Genomic DNA, 19,943 nt, shown 5'->3' with positions numbered 1-19,943 from the left:
TCTAGTACAGGCCAATTCGGCAACAGATCACAGGCAGCTCCGAGCCGACCAAGGCCAACACGACACCACCCACCGCCCCGCACTTCCACCCGCAGCGACCTGACACCGCCGCCCGGACCGCACAGGGCTGCCCTGGGCGAGCAACCCCGCATCGCAATCCCCGACAGCTCGCCCGGACAAGTCAACGCCCGCAACACCTGAGACCAATACTCCGGCCGTCAGGCCCCTCCCCCGTCCCCTCTCCGTCCTTCCTCCTCGCACCCGAATCCGATGATCGCTGCGGCCTTGTCGTCGTGCCGCTTGCTGCGTGGCCACTGCCGGCACTCGCGGTCGCGTTCTTCGGCCTCGTGCACCGCGTCGACGAGTGTCTGAGGGTTCTCCAAGGCGAGGTAGAAGGCGGACGGCCAGTCCGGCGGGATGCCGTACCGGTCGATTCCGGCTGAAACTCCGTCCGTGACGGCCAGGATTGCTCGCAGCTCCTGTCGGTGCCAGCGATACGCGTAGGCGTTCCACGCGGCGGTCGGGTCGGCTTCCGCTATCCAGTAGCCGCCCGGCTGGTTACGTCGGCTGCGCTCGGCAGCCACCAATGACCGCCACAGCTCGTGGTGCTGCTCGGCAGTGCCGGACCGGAGGCGTTCGCGCTGATGCCGTGCCGAGTCCTGCAACCGGTCGTCGCGCACCTCGTGCACGTTCCCATCGGTCGTGAGTGCGACCACCGGACTGTCCCCGAGGACCAGGACGTCAACGCTGTCGGCGTCCCATCGGACGATGCTCACAGTGGTGGACGGGCTCGATCCCGGCTTCAGGCCGTACCGCCGGCTGACCGCATCGATCGAATCGGCCAGGATGGCCGCCAGGCTGTCGGTGCGCTGGGCGAGGTTGTCCCGCACAGTGCGCCCCAGGGTGTCCGCGAGCCATCCGCCGTCGCGCTCGGTGGGGTCGGGCTGGGATGCGCCGTCGAGCACGATCACTGCGGTGGGTGTGGTGAAAACGCGATCTTCTGTAGGACGCTCGGGGCCGCGGCGCTCAGCCCATCGAACTGTGACTACTCGTGTGTCCGGGGCGGGCATAGCAACTCGCTCCTTGTCACGGTCTCGCCGTCATGGTCGCTCGTAACGACCATGGAGAATCGTCGTGTGCCGACCTGGGCGTAGAGATCCTTGAGATGTCGTGCGAGGTAGGCGGCAGCCCCAACTGAGCCGAGAGCATGAACCCCCGCGATCACCAGCAGAGTTCCGGAGCCGCCGGGAAGCATCAGCCGGGCCACGTACGCGACATCGCTACCTAGGGAGCCGGCGTCGGTATCCATGCGCGACTCGTAGACGCGGCTCCCATCGCGTTCACGGATCGTCCACTTCCCCGCCTGGTCCGGCGCGAAGGTCAGGAAAGGATCCGACTCGATCGCTGCCGCGGTGACGGGTGAGGACTTCGGACCGCAGATCGCCACAGTGTCTTCGCCGGGCGCCCAGTTCCCATCGACGGGGATGCGTTGCGGCTTGACCTGGAAGGCGAGTCCCGTCAAGAGAGTGGTCAGCACCTCCGCTGCCCGGCTGTCTTCCGAGGAGATCACGGGCAAGCTTCGTTCCCCAACCTGCCTCAGTGGCACCGCCACTGAAACCGGTCCCACGCCGAAGAATGCGCGCTCCGCGGGGGGCGCTCCCTGCCGAATCTGGGTGATGCGGCCTCGCGTGAGGTCGAGTTCGGCCGCGATGGCGCTGAAAGAGATCCCCCGCTCCACGGCTGCACGGTTGATCGCCTCCTTCCGTAACCGCGCTAGCTCCACCGATCGCTGCTGGTAGACGGCGATCAACTCGCCTGCAAGCTTCGCCTGACGCAGCGGGTCCGGCTCTCGCCGTACGCGGTCGAACTGCTCGTCAGGGCTACTCATCGCCATAGCTTAGGCCCCCTTGACAGACATGGCGCTCAGTGTATGCTCGCTTACACCCCCTAAACATCACCCGAACAGGCGCGATCCAGTTGTTTAGGGGCACTAAGCAGCGGCTCTTGGGTCGCAGAGCAGAGAGCGCCTTGGGCGCTGAAGGAGGCAGGGCTATGGCTCTTCGTGGTGGTACTCGGTTCACGGTTCCGTTCGAGGCTGTCTTCCCGCACGGTGCGGTATTCGTGCCGGACTCGATCGCGGAGGCGCAGGACTTCAACGAGGCGACTCGGCAGCGGACGCCGGCGAAGGACAAGGTCACGGGTCAGCGGGTGTGGCAGTGCCGGGTGATGGACATGGACCCGGAGCTGGGCTCGCGCTCGCGTGAGGTGTCGATCAAGATCCTGGCGGATGTGCAGCCGGTGTCGCCGGTGGGTCCGTTTCAGCAGGTGGAGTTCGAGAACCTGACCGTGACGCCGTACGTCGGCAGCAACGGTCGGTTGGCGTACTCGTTCCGGGCTACCGGGATCGTGGCGCCGAAGACCCTGGCGGAGACGCGCGGGAAGGCTGCCTGATGTTCGGCCGGAAGCGCTCCGAGCCGGAGCCGGTGCGCAAGGACCAGGTAATGCGCTTGATCTCCCTCGGGATGCGGGAGACCGACGCCGCCGACATGGACATTGATAGCCCGGAGTTCGACCAGGCCAAGGCTGCGTTCGAGGCGGCGCTTGGCAAGTCGACGCAGGCGGAGAAGAACGCGGCGATCGACGCGCTCCGGCGGCACGGCTACTAGATGTGGCGCGGGGCGGCCCATGCCCTAGGAAAGCCGGCCGCCCCGCTGCCCCTCTCAACCCTCTCGGCCTGGAAGGGCAAGTTCATCATGCCAACTTCTCTGGACTGGCGACGCGACGGGAGCGCCGGAGACCCGGTCCCGTGCGTCATCTGCGGTAAGCCGGCGATCTGCCGTAGCCCGGCCGGTAAGCCGGTGCACAAGGTCTGCGCTGAGGCGTGGATCGACCAGCACACCATGCCGAAGGCGGTGGCGTGATGCGCGCTCCGCTGGTCAACTTCCGTCGCCTCCAGGTCGCCGCGCCGTGGCCCCTGGTCTGGACGGTCACGTTCTTCATCCTCCTCGCTCGCCTCGTCGTGCTGGTGGTGCGTGCTGCTGTTGCGGTGGTGCGGCACTGGCGGGCCTGGCCGGCTGTCGCCCTGGTCCTGCTCGCCGTCGACGTGCACCGCTCGCACGGCTGGTGGCCTCACCTCCTGGTCCTCATCGTCGTCGCCGCCGCGGCTGGCTTCTGGTGGTGGCGGTCTCGGGAGTCCTTCGAACGCCTGGTGGTGTTGCGGGGGCTGTCGTGGTGGCGGCGCCTGTGGGTGTATCGGCGTCAGTGGCACGAGGTCATGTCGCTGTGTGGGCTGGTGAAGAAGTACGACGGTGGCGAGAAGCTGCCCGAGCTACTGTCGGTGCGCTGCACGTATGCCACGGATGAGGTCGTGTTGCGGATGCCTCGGGGGCAGAACCCGGAGGCGTACCACAAGGCGGCCCGGGATCTGGCGTACTCGTTCGGCACCCGGCACTGCCGCGTCTTCTCCGGCCGTCGTCAGGTCGCTCCGGCCCGTACCGGTCAGCTGGCGTGGCTGCTGCGTCGGGTGGATGCGATCCGGTTCCGGGACCGGCCTCGGCACGTGTGGTTGGTGCTGATCCGCCGCGACCCGCTCACCCGCATCGTCAAGCCGCTGCCCGTGCCGGCACGCCCGGACTTCACCGCCCTGCCCCTCGGCCTGCGCGAAGACCTTGCCGTGTACTGCCTGCGCCTACTCGCCACGCACGTACTCATCGGCGGGGCTACCCGAATGGGCAAGGGCTCGGTCATCTGGTCCCTGCTGCGTTCCCTCGCGGCCGGTATCCGGTCGGGTCTGGTGCGGGTGTGGGCCATCGACCCGAAGGGCGGCATGGAGCTGTCAATCGGTCGGCCGCTGTTCTCCCGCTACGTCGATGACGACTGGACCCGCATGGCAGACATGCTCGATGACGCCGTAATTCGGATGCGGGCGCGTCAACGGGTGCTGAGGGGCAAGGTCCGGGTGCACACCCCGACCGTCGATGAGCCGCTGATCGTCATCGTCATCGACGAGATCGCCGCACTCCTGGCGTTCCTGCCTGACAGCGACATTCGCCAGCGCATCACCCAAGCCCTCGGGCTGCTGCTCACCCAGGGCGCCGGCCTCGGGGTGCTGGTGGTCGCTGCCACCCAGGATCCCCGCAAGGAAGTCGTCTCGGTCCGCGACTTCTTCCCCACCCGCATCGCCCTCGGCGTCACCGAACGCGGCCACGTCGACCTACTCCTCGGCGACGGCGCCCGCGACCGCGGAGCACTCGCTGACCAAATCCCGCTGTCGGCAAAGGGTGTCGCGTACGTCCTGCTTGACGGTCAGCCGGAACCGGCGCGGGTCCGCTTCTCGTACATCTCCGATGACGTGATCCGGGAGATGGCCGCGACGTTCCCCGCCCCGCCCGAGGTCCAGCCCGAACCCGCCGACACCCCGGCCCCGGCTGCGGTCAAGGCCCGGTCTAACGGCAACGGTCGGCACACCTACCGACCCACCACCGCGCCGAAGCAGGCCGCGCCGCTGCTGCCGCCGTCGCTGCTTCACGCCCTGGACCTCGACGCCACCCCGAACGGAGGCGAGCCCCGATGACCGAGCTGCCCGAGGGCACCCCGGCCCGGATGCCCTACGCCGACCAACCCGACGGCACCACCGCCGAGGAGCCGCGGCGCTTCTACCGGCTACGTGCACCGCACGTCGACAAGGCCTCGGTGCCGGTCACCGTCCGCGTCACCCCCGACTCCGATCTATACGTCGCTGTTGGTGCCGGCCGGCGCCGCATGTACCTCACCCCCAACGAGGCGTGGGCGCTGTGGCGCTGCCTCTCCGAAGCGGTCGCCTCCACGGGTGAGCCGCCGGAGTGGATCCGCGTGCACGTCACCCCCACCCACCGCTGACCTTCCCCGCCCGAACGTCAACGAGGAGTCCTGTGATGGCTGCCCGTCGCCTCACCCTGCGCCCGATCCGCCGTACCTGCCTCGACCTCAACCACACCGACCCCGACCAGGACTGCCCCTACTGCACCGACACGCACGCCGCCGCGATCCTCGACGCCGCCCTTGCCCGGCACGCCGAGATCGCCGCCGAAGACGCCGAAGCCTGGGGATGGGCCGCATGACCGCCCGCCGCCTGCACCCGTTCGGTCAGCCCGTCGCCGTCTTCGCCGTCACCTCCGCCGGCCTGCTGCACCTGGTCATCAACCCCGAGGACTGCTCCCTCTGCCGCACCCGCGGCGAAGTGCAGATCTGGAACCCCGAGATCCGCGACCCCCTCACCCACGAACGCACCCCACCCGCACACCGCATGTGGAAGATCCCCTGCCCCGTCTGCCGCCCCGTCGACTTCGCCACCTGGGAGGCCCCGCAATGAGCTACCAACTGTGGTCCTGGCTCCTGATGACTGTCGGCGTCACCGGCCTGTGGCTGGCGGGTGAGCGCTCGTGGACCGGATGGGCCGTTGGCCTGGGCGCCCAGGTGCTGTGGCTGGCGTACTCCCTCGTGACTGAGCAGTGGGGCTTCCTGGCCTCCTGCTTCGTCTACGGCGCGGTCTACGTCCGCAACCTGCGCGCCTGGCTCCGCCCCATTCCGGCGGTGGCGGTCAACGTGGCTGCTCCGGATCCCACCACGGTAGTTGCCCCCGTCCGGGTCGACCGGCCGCTGGTGGTGCGGGAGTCGCCGCTGCGGGAGCACTCGGGACCGGTGCGCTGCCTCACCTCGTACTGCACCCGGCCGGCAACCCACTGGCACGACGGTGCGCCCCGGTGCGAGCCCTGCGCCTGGAACGCGATTGAGGAAGAGGGCCGCAACGGCTTCAGCCCGGTTCCCGGCTCGTCGGCGGAGTTCGCCGCCTACTACCTGGACCGCGACATGAACCCCGCGCTGCGTGTCGGTGGGGAGGTGCGCTGATGCGCCGCTTCGTCAACTCCGAGCGCTTGGAGGGCGTCGCCCTGGTCGTGATCCTCCTCGCCGTCGGCGGGATGGCGGGTGCCGCGTCGTTCACCCACGTCAAGGACTGGACGATGATCCACGCTCCCGCCGGCACGCACGAGTGGTTCGGCTGGTCCAACGCCGTCATCTCCGAACTCACCCCGGCCGCCGCCCTGCTGGTGATTCGTCGCCGGCGCCGTCTTGATCCGGACGCCTCGGTGTTCTATCCGCTGTCGATCCTCGTCGGCGCGGTCGCTCTGTCCCTGGCGGCGCAGATCGCCGTGGCCAACGACAGTTTCTCGTCGCGGCTGCTGTCGTCGGTGCCGGCGCTGGCGTTCCTCGCCCTGTCCAAGCTCGTCCTCACCGCTCCCGCCGCTCGCCCGGCCCGGGAGTCGGCCCCGGCCAAGCCCAAGCCCGAACCCGTACCGGTCGAGGAGCCTGCCGACCTGGAACCGGTCGACCTGCCCACCGACCCGGCACCCGCCTACGTCCCGCCAGCACCCCCGCCCGCCGTCGTCCCGGCCCCGGCTACGCCGGTTCGGTCCGCGCTCATCTCGTCCGTCGTCCAGGCCCCCCGCAACGGTCAGGTCTTCACCTCGGAGGTTGTCCGATGACCCGCACCCAACTCGCCCGCCGCAACCTCGCCCACCCGGCGGTGATAGCCCGCCGCGTCGTCGGCACCCCCGCCGAGGTCGCCGCCACCGTCGCCCTCGTCCGCGACTCCGGCCGCCTCGTCTCCATGACCAAGCCCCAACAGATGCCCGGCGACACCCGCGTCACCGTCACCATCCGGTTCCTCGACAACAACGGCCCCGCCCCCGCTGCGGTCCGCCGGCTGCGCCGAGGACACCTCGTCGCCGCCGTCGCCGTCCCCGCCGTGGGCGCGCTCGCCGCTACCGGCTACCTCGCCGCGCAGCTCGTTGACGCCGCCCGCTCCGCAGTGCCGCTTATCGCGGGCGTCGTCCTGGTCCTCATCGTCGTCGCCCTGCTGCTGCGTCGCTCCGGCCGCTGCTGCCCCGGACTGCACTGCCCCGGCTGCGGCCACTGATGACGGCTGGTTGGCCCACCTACTGCGCGCGCTGCCGTAGGTGGGCCACCGCCCTCATCGAATCCGGCCACCCAGGCACCGGCCACTACCGCGCCGAAACCGCCTGCCACCGCCACCAGGCCGCCGCCCACCGCTGGGCCGGCCGCCTCGGCCCGACCCGCACCACCCCGATCGGCTCCACCCAAGCCGCCCTGTTCGACCTACCGGAGGTGACCCGATGATCGCCCCGACCCTGCCCGGCCTCACCCCCGACACCACCACCGAACCGACCCCGGCCGCGGCTGCCCCGCCCGCGCCCGGATCGCGTGCTGCCCGCCTCGCCCTGCCCATGTCCCGGCAGGTGTTGAAGGAGATGGCCGCGGAGTACGGCGTGTGCCTGCGCCCGGTCACCCTGCGCCGTACCGACCTGCACACCGGACAGACGGAAGTGATCGACCTGCCCTGCGGCACGACGCGGGAAGACAAGTGCTCCCCGTGCGCGAAGCGTGCCCGCCGGCTACGCCAGACCCAGATCCGCGAGGGCTGGCACCGCACCGACGAACCCAACCCGACCGACGCCAACCCCGCCACCGACGCCCAACGCGAACTCATCCTCCTGCGGGCACACCTCGAATTCGCCCGCGACGAAGCACAACGCTCCGCACAGTTCGACCAGGTCCCCGGCATCGATCAGGCCATCGCCGAGGTAGAGGAAGCCATCGCCGCCGAAGGGATGCGCGGGCAGGTCGCCCCGCCCCACGACGACGACTCCGACAGTGGCCGGCGCAAGCGGTCGACCAAACGGCGCCAGGACGCCCCCGACCTGCCGCGCAAGAAGGTCGAACCGCGCACGGTCGGGAAGGTCTACACCGCCCCCGACGGCACCCAGCACCGGCCGTCGATGTGGCTGTCGCTCACCCTCGATTCCTACGGCCGGGTCCTGCCTGACGGCACGCCCGTTGACCCCGGCTCGTACGACTACCGGCGGGCCGCCTGGGATGCCGTGCACTTCGCCCGGCTGCTCGACCGGTTCTGGCAGAACCTCAGGCGGTGCGTCGGCTGGAACGTCCAGTACGCCGGCTGCGTCGAGCCACAGCGCCGGTTGGCGCCGCACGCGCACTTCGCCATCCGCGGCACCATCCCCCGCGCCCTGCTGCGCCAGGTCGCCGCCGCCACCTACCACCAGGTCTGGTGGCCCCCGGCTGATGAGTTGATGTACTCGCTGGATCGGCTGCCGGTGTGGGACAACGACGCTGACGCCTGGGTGGACCCCGATACCCGAGAGCCGCTGACGACGTGGGCTGACGCCCTGGACCTGCTCGACGCCGACCCCGACGCCACGCCTGTGCACGTCGTCCGCTTTGGCCGACAGGTGCACGCCGAGGGCGTCACTCCGGGCACCGTGCACGCTGACCGGACCATCGGCTACATCACGAAGTACATCACCAAGAGCGCGGCTGACTGCCACAAGGCAGAGACGGACCGGCAGCGTGACCACCTCGACCGGCTCTGGCACCAACTGCGCATCACACCGTGCAACGAACGGTGCGCCAACTGGCTGCTCTACGGCATCCAACCCAAGAAGGCCCACGGCCGCCTACAAGCCGGACGCTGCAAGGGCAAGGTCCACCAACGCGCCACCCTCGGCATCGGCGGACGACGCATCCTCGTCTCCCGCGACTGGTCCGGCAAGACCCTCGCTGACCACCGCGCCGACGCCCGTGCATGGGTCCGCAAACTCCTCGGCGTCAGCACCGGCGCCGACGACGCCGACCCCGTCGACCAGGACGACGCACCCGCCTACGCCTGGGAACTCGCCCGCCCGGACGACCCCGACATCCCACCCCTGCAACACCGACTCCTGCGGGCGCTGTCCCAACGCGCCCAATGGAAAGCCGCCCTCCTCGCCGCCAGAGACCGTGCCGCCACCACCGACACCAACGCGCCATCCGTCCCGCCACCCGCTGAACCGGAGGAATGATGCAACGCTCCGTCGTCTCCCTCACCGACCGTCCCCGTCCCTCCACCACAGAACCTGATGCCCCCGGCCGCCTGCTCCACATGGCCGACAGCCGGGCCGTCTACTCCGTCCGCGAGGTCGCCCGGCTGCTCTCGCTCTCCCTCGGCAGCACCTACGCCCTGGTTCGCGAGGGTGAGATACCCGCCCGCAAGCTCGGCGGACGCTGGGTCATCCCCAAGAAGCGCTTCCACGCCTGGCTCGACGAATGCACCGAGCAGCCGGCCGACGATCGGGAGGGCTGGGCCTGATGGGACACATCATCAAGACCCCTGCTGGCAACTTCCGCGCCAACTGGCGTGACGGGAGCGGCCGGCAGAAGGCCAAGACCTTTCCGACCAGGCGTCAGGCGGCTTCCTTTCTCGCTGAGACGGAAACTGCCATCGCGCGGGGCGGTTACGTCGATCCTCACGCCGGTCGGCTGCCGTTCGGGAAATACGCGGAACGGTGGCGGGAGTCGCGCAATGACGAACTCACCACGAAGGCGCGGGATGCCTCGATCCTGCGAACTCACGTGCTCCCACGCTGGTCCGATGTGCCATTGCACCGGATCGATCACCTTGCCGTGCAGACCTGGGTGACGGAACTCGGCACCCGGCGGTCGCCCGCCACAGTCGCGGAGTGCTTCCGACTGCTCTCGACTGTCCTTCGCTCCGCCGTCCGTGATCGGCTCATCGGCACCAACCCGTGCGAGGGCGTCAAGGTGCCAGCGCGCCGCAGGAAGGACACCGACGGACACGTCCTGTCCCGCGCTGATCTGGTCGCCAGACTCCTGCCGGCCGTACCGGACCGCTATCGCGCCCTGGTCGCGCTTGCCGGCGGCACCGGGCTGCGTTGGGGCGAGTGCACCGGGCTCCGCTGGGAGTCGCTCGACCTGACCAGGAAGACGGTCGAGGTCGTCCGGGTCGCCGTCGAGGTCGCCGGCACCGTCACCAGCAAGCCCTATCCGAAGTCGCGGGCAGGTCGGCGTACCGTCCCGGTGCCAGACTTCGCGGTCGAGCTGCTGACGGCACATCGCGAGGTCTTCCCCGCCGGTCCCCGCGGTGAGGTCTTCACCAACTCATCCGCCGGTCCGCTACGCCGGACGTTGTTCCGCGCTCGCGTCTGGCGGCCATCGCTGGTCCGCGCCGGCCTACTCGGGAACGTGAGTCGGCTCGGGCACTTCAAGTGGCGTGCGGCCTGGCTCGACCTCGAAGGCGTCGAGTGGACGGCGGAATTCACCACCGAGCGGGAAGCAGTCGCGCACGTGGCGAAGATGGCGCCGGGCGGGCTCCGCTTCCACGACCTGCGGCACTCGTACGCCACGGAGCTGGTGTCGCGCGGCGTCCCGGTCAACGACGTCCAGGGCGTGATGGGCCACGAGAAACCGTCGACCACCCTGAACCTCTACACCCACCGCTCTGACGGGCGGGATCAACGCATCCGCCAGGCGTTCGCTGACGATCCGCTGACGCCCAACGACGACTGACGATGGAATCAGCAAGAGCCACCCTCATCCGAGGGTGGCTCTTCTGCGTTACTTCGATGGTGGGCGATACTGGGATCGAACCAGTGACCTCTTCGGTGTGAACGAAGCGCTCTCCCGCTGAGCTAATCGCCCTCAGCGCCGCTGACTCTACCTGATCGAGGGACCGGACCGGAAATCCGGGGTCCGCGCGCCGCGCCGCGATCGGTCGACCCGGCGGAGCGCCGGGTCGGTCCGGGTCAGTGCGTCGCCAGGTAGTGCAGCGCCTCGGCGACCACGTCGATGCCGAAGCTGTACTTCAGTGACAGCCAGACCACCGAGCCGACGAAGGCCAGGCCGACGGAGCCGAGCACGAAGCGTACGGCCAGTGAGCGGTCCTTCACCCACTGGGTCCAGTTGTGCACGTGGCGACGGGTGAAGCCGAGCAGCCGGCGGGCCCAGTGGAACTCGACGGCCCAGATGCCGAGCCCGGCGATCACCAGCAGCCAGCCCGGCCCGGGCAGCGGGATGAGGGCGATGCCGATGGTGACGACGAGGGCGCCGGCGATGGCGATGAAGATCTTGAGGGTGACCCGTCCGGTCGGGTTGGCCCGGATCAGGTCGAGGGTGGTGCTCAGCCGCTGCCGCCAGCGGGGTCGCTGCCGTCGCTCGGCCAGCGCCGTGCCGCCTGCGCCATCCCGGTCGGTCGTCGGCCGACCGGGCCGGTCGTGCTGCTCCGTCGGCACCCCGTCCCCCCGCCTTTCGGCTGCTCGGGCCGCGACGTTCGGCGGGCCCGGCACTGCCATCGGATCCACTGAGGATCGTTTCGTAACCATTTCCTCCCCCAGTGTGGCTCGCGCCCGTCACTGCAACGGCCGACTGGACGTTACCGGAGTAAGTCGACGACTGAACCACCCGATGCCGGGCGGGATCACGCACTGGGCAGAACCGGAAATCCTACATGAATATTCACATTCACGCGGCCTTTCCGACCCCCTTCCCACCACTGGGTGAAGTCAGCGTATGGCGGAGCGTAGCCAGGAGTAGCACCTGAGTATGGGAAAAGCGGGACACGCGCGTTCCGCAGCGGTGCCGGGGGGAGATCGTCCATGAGTGTCATCCGACCGACGACCGTAGAGGTCGAGACGTCGCTAAGGCTCGTCGCACCTGACGCCACCGCCTTGCCGGTGCGTGCCAGTCTGCGTTACGACCCTGCTGATCCGTATGCGGTCCATGTCCTGTTCCACGCCGAATCCGCCGGCGGCGAGGCGGTCAGCTGGTCGTTCGCCCGGGAGCTGCTGGTCACGGGCCTCGACGAGCCGGCCGGCATCGGCGACGTGCGGGTCTGGCCCTGGGCCACCCCGCGTGGGGACTTCGTCGCCCTGGCGCTGTCGTCGCCCGACGGCAACGCCCTGTTCGAGGTGCCGCGCAGCGTCCTGGTGCGCTTCCTGCGGCGGACCTACGTCGTCGTCCCGCGCGGCCGCGAGGCCGAGCACCTGGACGTCGACACCGCGGTGACCCGGCTGCTCGCCGGCCGCTGAACCACCGGCCACACCGGCCGTCCGGGGCCGCGCGGATCTGCCGAGTCCGCGCGGCTCCGGCCCACCAGGGGGTACGCGCACCGCCTCCCGCCCTTCGCCGAGCTCAGCCGTGGGTGGTGATGCCGCCGTCGACCGGGATCACCGCACCCGTGAGGTACGCGCCGGCGCGGGACGACAGGTAGATCGCGGTGCCGGCCATGTCCTCCGGCCGGCCGATCCGACCCAGCGGCACCTGCCCCTCGATGGCGGCCCGGGACGCGGGGTCGTCCAGCGCGAACGCCATCATCTTGCTCTCGAACGGCCCCGGCGCGATCGCGTTGACGGTGATCTGCTCGCCGGCGAGCTGGTGGGCCAGGCTGCGGGTGAGCATGTGCACGGCGGCCTTGGTCGCCGAGTACGCGTACACCTCCATCATCGGCACCCGGATGCCGTCGATGGACCCGATGTTGATGACGCGGGCCGGGTCGTCGGCGCTGGCCGACGCGCGCAGCGCGGGCAGCAGCGCGGTGGTGAGCCGGAAGACGGCCTTGACGTTGACGGCCCAGAGCTTGTCGAACGCGCTCTCCGGGTACGACTCCAGCGGCGCGCCCCACGTCGCGCCCGCGTTGTTGACCAGCACGTCAAGCCGGTCGAACCGCTCCCGGACGGTGGCGGCCAGGCCCTCGGCGCCGGCGTCGTCGCCGAGGTCGGCGGGGATGGCCTCGCAGCGCCCCTCGGCGGAGAGCTCCTTGGCCACGGCCTCGCAGACGTCCGCCTTGCGGGACGAGATGATCACGTGTGCGCCGGCCCGGACGAAGCCCTGGGCGATCATCAGGCCGATCCCCCGCGAGCCGCCGGTGACCAGGACCGTCTTGCCTTCGACCGAGAACAGATCCGTCATGCCCATCCCATCGCGAGTCGGCCGGGGCCGCCGGGGCGGGGGCGGCCCGGTCCGGTCCGGTGCGGACCGGCTCCGGCCATGCCTCCACCGGACGGCGCTACCGTTCGGTAACGTAGCCCGCCTTCGACGACCTCGACAACCCCCGTCGGTCGGCCCGGGGCCGGCCCGCCGCCCGCCCGCCCGCCCCGGCCCACCGGCCGGCCGGCGGGCGCCCGCGGGCCGGGCCCGCAGTGCGACCGGCCGCGCGCGTTACCTGGGAGGCGCTCCCGGGATGCATTGGCCGTCGCTCCGGGCTACCGTCGCAGGCGATGGTCTCTTCCGGTCAGCTCTCCCCCGCTCCGCCCGGCAACCCGGCGACCGCCCCCGCCGAGATCGACACGGTCGCCCTCGGTGACCTCGCCCCCGAGCCGCGCTGGCGTCGTCCGGTGCTGCTGGAGAAGGACCTGCTCGTGCTGACCACGGGCGGACACGGCACGGCCGAGCTGGACTTCCGCGCCCTGCCCTGCCGCCCCGGGACGCTGCTGCGGGTGCGCGCCGGCCAGGTGCTGCGCTGCGCCGGCCCGCAGCTCGACGCGACGGTGGTGCGCTGGGATCCGGCGGCGCTGCGCGGGCTCGACGTCGACCCGGACGCCGTCCCGGCCTGGCTCCAGCTCGCCGGCGAGGACGAGGACGCGGTGATCAACGAGGTGAGCCAGCTGGCGGTGGACTGCCAGCGGCACCGGGGGTTGGCCGTCGCGCGCGGACTGCTCCGCCACCAGCTCGCCGTGCTGCTGCTCCGGCTGTCGATGCTGCCCGAACGCGCCCACCCGGCGACCCGGGCGGAGGCCGCCACCTTCCATCGGCTGTGCCGCGAGGTCGAACGCGGCTACCAGCACACCCGCCGGGTCGAGGACTACGCCGCCCGGCTGGGCTGCTCGGTGCGTACGCTCACCCGGGCCTGCCTGGCGGTGACCGGGCGCAGCGCCAAGCAGGTGGTCGACGAGCGGGTGGCCCTCCAGGCGAGCCGGCTGCTGGCCGCCACCGACGAGCCGATCGCCCGCATCGGCCGGCGGCTGGGCTTCTCCGAGCCGACGAACTTCGGCCGGTTCTTCACCCGGGAGGTCGGGGTGAGCCCGGGCGCGTTCCGCGCGGCCCGCGAGCAGCCGGTACCCGGGCCGGTCGTCCGGCCCCGCCCGCCCGCCGACGCGACCGGCCGACCGCGCGGGGCATGATGTCGGGGTGCAGATCTCCGCGCGCGGCGACTACGCGGTACGGGCGGCCCTGAGCCTCGCCACCGCGTACCCTCGGCTGCTGTCCACCCAGGCCATCGCCACGGAGCAGGACATGCCGCGCAAGTTCCTGGAGGCCGTCCTGGCCGACCTGCGGCGGGCCGGCATCGTCCGGGCGCAGCGCGGCGCCGAGGGCGGCTACACGTTGGCCCGGCCGCCGCGCGAGGTGACCGTCGGCGCGGTGCTGCGCGCCGTGGAGGGTCCGCTGGCCGGGGTGCGCGGGCTGCGCCCGGAGGAGACCAGCTACGAGGGCGCGGCGGAGAACCTGCCCGGGCTCTGGGTCGCGGTGCGGGCCGCCGTGCGACGGGTGGTCGACGAGGTGAGCCTCGCGGAGATAATCAGTGGCCGGCTGCCCGCCCACGTCCGTAGGTTGACGGCTTTGCCCGACGCCTGGGAGCCGCGCTGATGCCCACCCCCGTCCTGCACACCGACCGCCTGCTGCTGGAGCCCTACCGGCCGGACGACGCCGAGGACGCCGTGTCCCTGCTCGCCGACCCGGAGGTGGGCCGGTTCATGGGCGACGGCCCGCTGAGCGCCGAGGCGGCCGGCGCCCTCTTCGGGCGGATCTTCACGAAGGTCTACGCGGAGGACCTCTTCGACGTCTGGGCGGTGCGCCGGGACGGTCGCTACGTCGGGCACGCCGAGATCAAGCGGACGGACCAGGTCGACGGTCACGAGATCATCTACGCGTTGGCGAAGCCGGCCTGGGGCGCCGGTCTCGGCACGGAGCTGGCCCGGGCCCTGGTCCGCCACGGCTTCGACACCCTCGGCCTGCCCCGCGTGTACGCGACGGTCGCCGACGCCAACCACGCCTCGCTGTCGCTGCTGGGCAGGATCGGCTTCGTCCACGAACGTGACATCGCCGAGGACGACGGCAGCGTGACCCGCGTGCTCGTCGTCGACCGCGCCCCCGCCTGACCAGGGCCGGCCGGCCGCACCGTGGGGCGGGGTACGGCCTGGTCAGGGTCGCGCCAGCGGGCCCGTCGTGGTGTAGCCGCCCCGGTGGTGGACCAGCGGGTCCCCGTCCTCGCCGCCGCCGAGCGCGAGCGGCTCGACCACGAAGAGGGTGTGGTCGCCGACCGGCACCCGGTGCACGACCCGGCACAGCAGCCGGGCCAGCGCTCCGGTCAGCAGCGGCACGTCGAACGGCCCCGTCGTCCAGTGCGGATAGGCGGCGAACCGGTCGATCCCGCCGGTGGCGAAGACCCGGGCGGCCTCCCGCTGGTGGGCGCCGAGCAGGTGCACGGCGACGTGCTCGGCCCGGGCGAAGACGGGCCAGCTCGACGAGGCGGTCCCGAGGCAGAACGAGACCAGCGGCGGGTCCAGCGAGACCGACGTGAACGACGTGGCCGTGAAGCCGGCCCGTACGGGCCCGCCGGAGGCGTCCGGGTGGGCCGGGGCGACCGCGGTGACGACGGTGACGGTGGCGGCCTGCCGGCGCAGCAGCGCCCGGAACAGGTCCCGGTCCACCGGCAGCAGGTCGGCATCGCCCTGCCTGGACCACTCCACGGTGGTCACGCCGGCTGCGGGGTCGGGTGGGCGCCGGAGGTGCGGGGCAGCCCTCCGTCGACGGGCAGGCGAGCCGCGTGGAGAAGATCGTCCCGCTGCGTCATCGCCCCATGCTGCCGGGGGCCGGGGCCCCGGTCAATGCCCCTATCGGGGGCGGGATCGACGTCGGCCGACACCGCCCCGGACCCCTATGCCGGCGGGTGGGGTTCGACGCCCTCGGACGCACAGGATTCGTCACCGCCCCTCGACGCCGTCCAGAGCGGACGGACAGGGGTTTCACGATTCGGCGATCCGGGCATGTTCGGGTTCGACAGGGCAGGGAAGGGAATCGAAGGGAGTCCGACGATGGGTCTGATGTTCCGCAAGCGCAAGAAGTACGGTCCGATCATCCTGAACTTCACCGAGAACGGCTTCTCCTCCTGGAGCATCAAGATCGGTCGCTGGTCCTGGAACTCGCGGGCCAAGGCGCACCGGGTCGACCTGCCGGGTCCGCTGTCCTGGAAGCAGGACAAGTCCCGGGCGTGAGGTCCCGAGGTCGAGCGGGGTGCCGGTGGATCCACCGGCACCCCGCTCGACGTTCGCGTCAGGACGCCGGCCCGTCCTCGCGCGCCGAGACGACCACGTCCCCGCCGAGCCGGCCGTGCTCCGGGTCGCGGGTCGCCTCCCCCGCGTCGAGCAGGCCGGTCAGCGCCCGGACGGCGTCGGACGACCGGTAGACGGTCGCCGTGAGGGCGTGCCGGCGCAGCTCGGTGACCGTACGCGGGCCGGAGCGCGCCAGCTCCGCCAGCAGCTCGCGGCGCAGCGGGCCGGGCTCCGGGGCCGCGACGACGTCGAGCAGCCGCCCCGCCGGGTCGCGGTAGCGCACGCCGGCGGCACCGTCGACCGCCCAGAGCGCCTCCTTGAACGCCTCCAGGCTCTTGTCCGACCCCGTCGCGAAGGCGAGCAGCCGCGCCGGAGCCCCGTCGGCGGGCACCAGTTCCAGCTCGGTCGTCAGCGGGAACCCGGCGTCGGCGAGGGCGGCGCGCGCGGGGGTGCCGACGGCGGTGGCGAGCAGCACGTCCGCCGGCTTGCCGATCGCCGCAGCGGTCAGCACGGCGGGATCGGCGGCATCGTCGTCCACGACGGACAGCAGGGGCGCGCCGGCCGCGCCGGCCGCCTTGACCGCCACCGGCAGCCGGGCCGGTCCGCCGGGCACGAGGTGCACGGCGACGCCCGCCGGCAGTTCCGCCTCCACGGCGCCGAGCCGGGCCGGCAGCTCCTCGGTGCCGTCGGCGAGCACCAGCACGGTGAGCTGGCGCCCCCGCAGCCGGTCGGCGTGCCGGGCGACCACCCGCAGCGCGGCCTCCGCGGAGCCGGCGTCGCCGCCGGCGTACGCCAGGGCCAGGGTGGCCCGCCGGGCGCGGTGCAGCGCCCCCGGCAGCCAGGTCTCCAGGTGTCGGACGAGCAGCTCGCGCAGGACGGCGTCGGTCGGCATGCTGCCGTTCTACCGCACGCCCGCCCCGGGCCGGGCACAGCTCCCCCCATCCGGGCCGGACAGCGCGGCGCGCGGTCGGCGCGGCGCGCGGTCGGCGCGGCGCGCGGACGGGGCGGCGTCCCGTCCCGAGCCGGTCAGGACGGGACGCCGTCGGATCCCGGTCGGGTCAGGCCGGGACGGAGACGCCGACGCCGCCACGGGTCTGGCCGCCGTAGCGCCGCCGCTCGGCGTCCAGGTCGAGCCGGCCGATCCGCTTGCGGGCGGCCAGGGCGGCGTCGTCGAGCCGGTCGGCGGGCACCAGCCAGACGATCTCGAACTCCAGCCCGTCCGGGTCCTGGCCGTAGAGGCTCTTGGTGGTGCCGTGGTCGGACGCGCCGCCCAGGGCGCCGGCGGCGGCGAGCCGCTGGGCGGTCACCTCCAGCTCGTCGAGGGTGTCGACCTCCCAGGCCAGGTGGTAGAGCCCGACGGTGCCGCGGCCGGCGGTGGAGGGGCCGGTGCCCGCGCCGGCCTCGAACAGGCCGAGGTCGTGGTCGTTGGTGGAGCCGGGCGCCTGGAGGAAGGCGGCGCCCCGGAAGCCGTCCGGCGTCATCGGGATCGGCCGGAAGCCCAGCACGTCGCGGTAGAAGCCGACGCTGCGGGCGAGGTCACTGACGTAGAGCACGGCGTGGTTCAGACGGTGGATTCCCATGCCACCGACGCTAGCGCGGTTTTGTTGAACGTTCAACTATCTGGCGTATGATGGGCGTCATGACCCGCTGGCTGGACCCCGACGAGCAGCGCACCTGGCGCGCGTACCTGACCGCCTCCCGGGCGCTGATGGAGGCGCTGGACCGGGAGCTGCAACGCGACGCCGGGATGCCGCACGCCTACTACGAGATCCTGGTCCGGCTCTCCGAGGCGCCGCAGCGGCGGCTGCGGATGAGCGACCTCGCCGAGGCCAGCGGCTCCTCGCGCAGCCGGCTCTCGCACGCCGTGGCCCGGCTGGAGGCGGCCGGCTGGGTCCGCCGCGAGGAGTGCCCCACCGACCGGCGCGGGCAGATCGCCGTCCTCACCGACGAGGGATTCGCCACCCTCGCCGCCGCCGCACCCGGCCACGTCGAGGGGGTACGCCGGCACCTCTTCGACGCGTTGAGCCCGGCCCAGGTGGACCAGTTGCGTCGGATCAGCGAGACGCTCGCCGCACACCTGACCGGTTCTTGACCAATACACTCCCGCTCGGGTCTTGTACTTACCGTCGTCGGATGAGCACGATGGGGCGTGCCTTACGGCTTCGGTGAACTGACTGACCAGGCGCACCACCTGGTGTCCTCCGGCGACCTCGCCGGTGCCCAACGGCTGCTCGCGGACGCGCTGACCGACGCCGACCCGCGTCCGGCCAACGCCACACCCGAACTGGCCGAGGCCGCCAGCCTCCAGGCCCGCGTGCTGGTCGCCCTCGGCGAGCCGCACTCGGCCCGGGGCTGGGCCGCCTTCGCGTACGCGGCCGCGACCCGGCTGCACGGGCGCTCCGACCAGCGCACGGTGGCCGCCGCGGCCACCCTCGCGGCGGTGCTGCACCGGGTCGGCAGCTGGTCCCGCGCCGCCCGGCTCTACCAGGAAGTGATCATCGAGCTGACCGCGCTCGACGGTCCCGAGTCGCTGCGGGTGCTCGCCGCCCACGCCGACCTCGCCACCGTGGAGTACGCGCGCGGCCAGTGCCAGGTGGCCCGCGACCGGCTGCTGGACGCCTGGGAGCTGCACCGCGAGGTCTACGGCGACGGGCACCCCAGCGGCATCAAGATGCTGGCCCGGCTCGGGGCGATGCGGCGCGACTGCGGGCAGTTCGCCGAGGCGCACGACAACCTGGCGCTGGCCCGGGAGCTGTGCCGACAGCACCTGCCGGCGGACGACCCGCTGGCCACGCAGGTGGCGGGGCTGGCCAGGGCGGCGGCCAACCCGGACCACGTCTGCGCCGACACCGCACCCGTCGGCCGGGACGGTCCGATCGTGCCATCCGCGCGCACCCCGCCTCCGGGCGACGGGCCGGCGACGGCACAGCACCCCTCGCAGGCGGGCTACCGCCCGGCGGAGCCGGACCCGTACGCCGGGCCGCCGCACGTGGTGCCGACGCCCCGGCAGCCGACGGAGGACCCGCCGCCCGGCTGGTGGCCCCCCGAGGCCGACGCCGGGGACGGGCCGGCCGACAGCGCCGTGCCGCTGGCGGTCGTCCCCCTGGCCAACGGCGCCACCGACGAGGCCGAGGGGGTGCACCGGGTCCGCCAGCCCGGCGCGCCCGAGGAGCCCTACCAGCCGTCGCGGCTGCTGCCGGTGCCGGTGCACCGCGCGCCGTCCCGGCGCACCAACCGGCTGCTGCCGCTCGCCGTCGGTGGCGTCGCGGTGGTGCTGCTGGGCACGGTGGCGGTGATCACCGGGGTGGCCGGGATGGACGGTGCCCCCGACCCGGCGCCCCCGGCAGCCACCGGCGCACCGGCCTCCACGCGGGCCGGGGACCCGGCCGGCACGGGCGCCCCGTCGGCCGCCGGCCCCACGGCCGGGGCCGTGGCCTCCCCCGGCAGCCCGCCGGGCTCGGTGACGCTGCGGGACAACCGTGACAACGTGGCGCTGCGCTGGACGTACCCGGCCGGCGGCGAGGGCCCGGTGGTCATCTCGGGCGGCCGGGTCGGCCAGGCGCAGACGGCCTTCGCCAACCTGCCCGCCGGCACCACCGCCTTCGTCGTCTACGGACTGAACCGCAGCACCGACTACTGCTTCACGGTCGCGGTCGTGTGGTCGACCGACACGATCGCCCGCGCCCAGCAGGTCTGCACCCGCCGCGGCTGACGGCCCGTCGCGGCTGACGGGCCGCCGCGGGTCCCGGGTGGCGCGGCGCCGATCGT

At 72.2% G+C, this 19,943-nt stretch carries 27 protein-coding genes and 1 tRNA gene; 20 read left to right on the top strand and 8 right to left on the bottom strand.

Annotation, left to right across the window (positions count from 1 at the left end; genetic code table 11):
• Positions 1–218: 218 nt before the first annotated feature.
• Both OG989_RS16285 and OG989_RS16280 read right to left on the bottom strand, forming a co-directional pair.
• Positions 219–971 (bottom strand): protein phosphatase 2C domain-containing protein, encoded by a 753-nt coding sequence (locus tag OG989_RS16285; protein ID WP_327030978.1) that lies wholly within the window; start codon positions 969–971, stop codon positions 219–221.
• 74 nt (positions 972–1,045) lie between these two features.
• Positions 1,046–1,888: a hypothetical protein gene (locus tag OG989_RS16280; RefSeq protein WP_327030977.1), complete on the bottom strand. Its 843-nt coding sequence runs from the start codon at positions 1,886–1,888 to the stop codon at positions 1,046–1,048.
• A gap of 164 nt (positions 1,889–2,052) precedes the next feature.
• Between OG989_RS16280 and OG989_RS16275 the strand changes: the two genes are divergently transcribed.
• The 13 genes from OG989_RS16275 (at position 2,053) to OG989_RS16215 (ending at position 10,419) form a co-directional block, all read left to right on the top strand.
• A complete protein-coding gene (locus OG989_RS16275; RefSeq protein ID WP_151457232.1) occupies positions 2,053–2,451 on the top strand; it encodes a transcriptional regulator in 399 nt (132 codons plus the stop codon).
• A gap of 50 nt (positions 2,452–2,501) precedes the next feature.
• Complete coding sequence (locus tag OG989_RS16270) at positions 2,502–2,666, top strand: hypothetical protein (protein WP_327030976.1); 165 nt, start codon at positions 2,502–2,504, stop codon at positions 2,664–2,666.
• Between the two features lie 87 nt (positions 2,667–2,753).
• Complete coding sequence (locus OG989_RS16265) at positions 2,754–2,921, top strand: hypothetical protein (protein ID WP_327030975.1); 168 nt, start codon at positions 2,754–2,756, stop codon at positions 2,919–2,921.
• Positions 2,921–4,573: an FtsK/SpoIIIE domain-containing protein gene (locus tag OG989_RS16260; RefSeq protein ID WP_327030974.1), complete on the top strand. Its 1,653-nt coding sequence runs from the start codon at positions 2,921–2,923 to the stop codon at positions 4,571–4,573. Before OG989_RS16265 ends, OG989_RS16260 begins: the two co-directional genes overlap by 1 nt.
• A complete protein-coding gene (locus OG989_RS16255; RefSeq protein ID WP_327030973.1) occupies positions 4,570–4,878 on the top strand; it encodes a spread protein in 309 nt (102 codons plus the stop codon). The genes OG989_RS16260 and OG989_RS16255 overlap by 4 nt, the downstream gene beginning before the upstream one ends.
• Positions 4,879–4,913: 35 nt before the next feature.
• The gene (locus OG989_RS16250; protein WP_327030972.1) at positions 4,914–5,099 is read left to right on the top strand and encodes a hypothetical protein; all 186 of its coding nucleotides are present in this window, start codon (positions 4,914–4,916) and stop codon (positions 5,097–5,099) included.
• Positions 5,096–5,350, top strand: coding sequence for a hypothetical protein (locus OG989_RS16245; RefSeq protein WP_327030971.1), 255 nt, complete (start codon positions 5,096–5,098; stop codon positions 5,348–5,350). The genes OG989_RS16250 and OG989_RS16245 overlap by 4 nt, the downstream gene beginning before the upstream one ends.
• Positions 5,347–5,886 carry a hypothetical protein gene (locus OG989_RS16240; RefSeq protein WP_327030970.1) on the top strand — a complete coding sequence of 180 codons (540 nt, stop codon included), beginning with the start codon at positions 5,347–5,349 and terminating at the stop codon, positions 5,884–5,886. The genes OG989_RS16245 and OG989_RS16240 overlap by 4 nt, the downstream gene beginning before the upstream one ends.
• Positions 5,886–6,521, top strand: coding sequence for a hypothetical protein (locus OG989_RS16235; RefSeq protein WP_327030969.1), 636 nt, complete (start codon positions 5,886–5,888; stop codon positions 6,519–6,521). The genes OG989_RS16240 and OG989_RS16235 overlap by 1 nt, the downstream gene beginning before the upstream one ends.
• A complete protein-coding gene (locus tag OG989_RS16230; protein WP_327030968.1) occupies positions 6,518–6,955 on the top strand; it encodes a hypothetical protein in 438 nt (145 codons plus the stop codon). The genes OG989_RS16235 and OG989_RS16230 overlap by 4 nt, the downstream gene beginning before the upstream one ends.
• A gap of 217 nt (positions 6,956–7,172) precedes the next feature.
• Positions 7,173–8,915, top strand: a complete 1,743-nt coding sequence (locus OG989_RS16225; RefSeq protein ID WP_327030967.1) for a replication initiator — start codon at positions 7,173–7,175, stop codon at positions 8,913–8,915.
• 80 nt (positions 8,916–8,995) lie between these two features.
• Positions 8,996–9,202 carry a helix-turn-helix domain-containing protein gene (locus OG989_RS16220; RefSeq protein ID WP_327030966.1) on the top strand — a complete coding sequence of 69 codons (207 nt, stop codon included), beginning with the start codon at positions 8,996–8,998 and terminating at the stop codon, positions 9,200–9,202.
• Positions 9,202–10,419, top strand: coding sequence for a tyrosine-type recombinase/integrase (locus OG989_RS16215; RefSeq protein ID WP_327030965.1), 1,218 nt, complete (start codon positions 9,202–9,204; stop codon positions 10,417–10,419). The genes OG989_RS16220 and OG989_RS16215 overlap by 1 nt, the downstream gene beginning before the upstream one ends.
• A gap of 57 nt (positions 10,420–10,476) precedes the next feature.
• Here the strand turns inward: OG989_RS16215 and OG989_RS16210 are convergent.
• A tRNA-Val gene (locus tag OG989_RS16210) sits at positions 10,477–10,551 on the bottom strand.
• 104 nt (positions 10,552–10,655) lie between these two features.
• Positions 10,656–11,201, bottom strand: a complete 546-nt coding sequence (locus OG989_RS16205) for a TIGR02611 family protein (RefSeq protein ID WP_327031177.1) — start codon at positions 11,199–11,201, stop codon at positions 10,656–10,658.
• 303 nt (positions 11,202–11,504) lie between these two features.
• Here OG989_RS16205 and OG989_RS16200 point away from each other — a divergent pair, with 303 nt between their 5' ends.
• A complete protein-coding gene (locus OG989_RS16200) occupies positions 11,505–11,936 on the top strand; it encodes an SsgA family sporulation/cell division regulator (RefSeq protein ID WP_053653619.1) in 432 nt (143 codons plus the stop codon).
• A gap of 103 nt (positions 11,937–12,039) precedes the next feature.
• On the opposite strand, the gene OG989_RS16195 is transcribed toward OG989_RS16200, so the two are convergent.
• Positions 12,040–12,816, bottom strand: a complete 777-nt coding sequence (locus OG989_RS16195; protein WP_151457604.1) for a glucose 1-dehydrogenase — start codon at positions 12,814–12,816, stop codon at positions 12,040–12,042.
• 308 nt (positions 12,817–13,124) lie between these two features.
• On the opposite strand from OG989_RS16195, the gene OG989_RS16190 reads away from it, so the two are divergent.
• From OG989_RS16190 to OG989_RS16180, 3 genes are read left to right on the top strand one after another with little or no spacing between them, the layout of a single operon-like run.
• Positions 13,125–14,027, top strand: coding sequence for a helix-turn-helix transcriptional regulator (locus OG989_RS16190; RefSeq protein WP_327030964.1), 903 nt, complete (start codon positions 13,125–13,127; stop codon positions 14,025–14,027).
• Between the two features lie 7 nt (positions 14,028–14,034).
• Positions 14,035–14,490: an RrF2 family transcriptional regulator gene (locus OG989_RS16185; RefSeq protein ID WP_121398934.1), complete on the top strand. Its 456-nt coding sequence runs from the start codon at positions 14,035–14,037 to the stop codon at positions 14,488–14,490.
• Positions 14,490–15,002: a GNAT family N-acetyltransferase gene (locus OG989_RS16180; protein ID WP_151457288.1), complete on the top strand. Its 513-nt coding sequence runs from the start codon at positions 14,490–14,492 to the stop codon at positions 15,000–15,002. Before OG989_RS16185 ends, OG989_RS16180 begins: the two co-directional genes overlap by 1 nt.
• Positions 15,003–15,044: 42 nt before the next feature.
• Here the strand turns inward: OG989_RS16180 and OG989_RS16175 are convergent, their stop codons facing one another.
• The gene (locus OG989_RS16175) at positions 15,045–15,602 is read right to left on the bottom strand and encodes a flavin reductase family protein (RefSeq protein ID WP_425857756.1); all 558 of its coding nucleotides are present in this window, start codon (positions 15,600–15,602) and stop codon (positions 15,045–15,047) included.
• Between the two features lie 336 nt (positions 15,603–15,938).
• Here OG989_RS16175 and OG989_RS16170 point away from each other — a divergent pair, with 336 nt between their 5' ends.
• Positions 15,939–16,118 carry a DUF4236 domain-containing protein gene (locus OG989_RS16170; RefSeq protein WP_007075522.1) on the top strand — a complete coding sequence of 60 codons (180 nt, stop codon included), beginning with the start codon at positions 15,939–15,941 and terminating at the stop codon, positions 16,116–16,118.
• Positions 16,119–16,176: 58 nt separating this feature from the next.
• On the opposite strand, the gene OG989_RS16165 is transcribed toward OG989_RS16170, so the two are convergent.
• Both OG989_RS16165 and OG989_RS16160 read right to left on the bottom strand, forming a co-directional pair.
• Positions 16,177–17,067, bottom strand: a complete 891-nt coding sequence (locus OG989_RS16165) for a hypothetical protein (RefSeq protein ID WP_327030963.1) — start codon at positions 17,065–17,067, stop codon at positions 16,177–16,179.
• A 166-nt stretch (positions 17,068–17,233) separates the two neighbouring features.
• A complete protein-coding gene (locus tag OG989_RS16160) occupies positions 17,234–17,755 on the bottom strand; it encodes a VOC family protein (protein ID WP_327030962.1) in 522 nt (173 codons plus the stop codon).
• Between the two features lie 50 nt (positions 17,756–17,805).
• Here OG989_RS16160 and OG989_RS16155 point away from each other — a divergent pair, with 50 nt between their 5' ends.
• Together OG989_RS16155 and OG989_RS16150 are read left to right on the top strand one after the other, a co-directional pair.
• Positions 17,806–18,267: a MarR family winged helix-turn-helix transcriptional regulator gene (locus tag OG989_RS16155; protein WP_132240103.1), complete on the top strand. Its 462-nt coding sequence runs from the start codon at positions 17,806–17,808 to the stop codon at positions 18,265–18,267.
• A 57-nt stretch (positions 18,268–18,324) separates the two neighbouring features.
• On the top strand, positions 18,325–19,887 hold the full coding sequence (locus tag OG989_RS16150) for a tetratricopeptide repeat protein (RefSeq protein WP_327030961.1): 1,563 nt from the start codon (positions 18,325–18,327) through the stop codon (positions 19,885–19,887).
• The last annotated feature ends 56 nt before the right edge of the window (positions 19,888–19,943 follow it).

The organism is Micromonospora sp. NBC_01740, assembly GCF_035920365.1.
Classification (GTDB): domain Bacteria; phylum Actinomycetota; class Actinomycetes; order Mycobacteriales; family Micromonosporaceae; genus Micromonospora; species Micromonospora reichwaldensis.
Note: the sequence above shows the minus strand (reverse complement) of the source record. Positions and strands in the feature narration are given on the sequence as shown.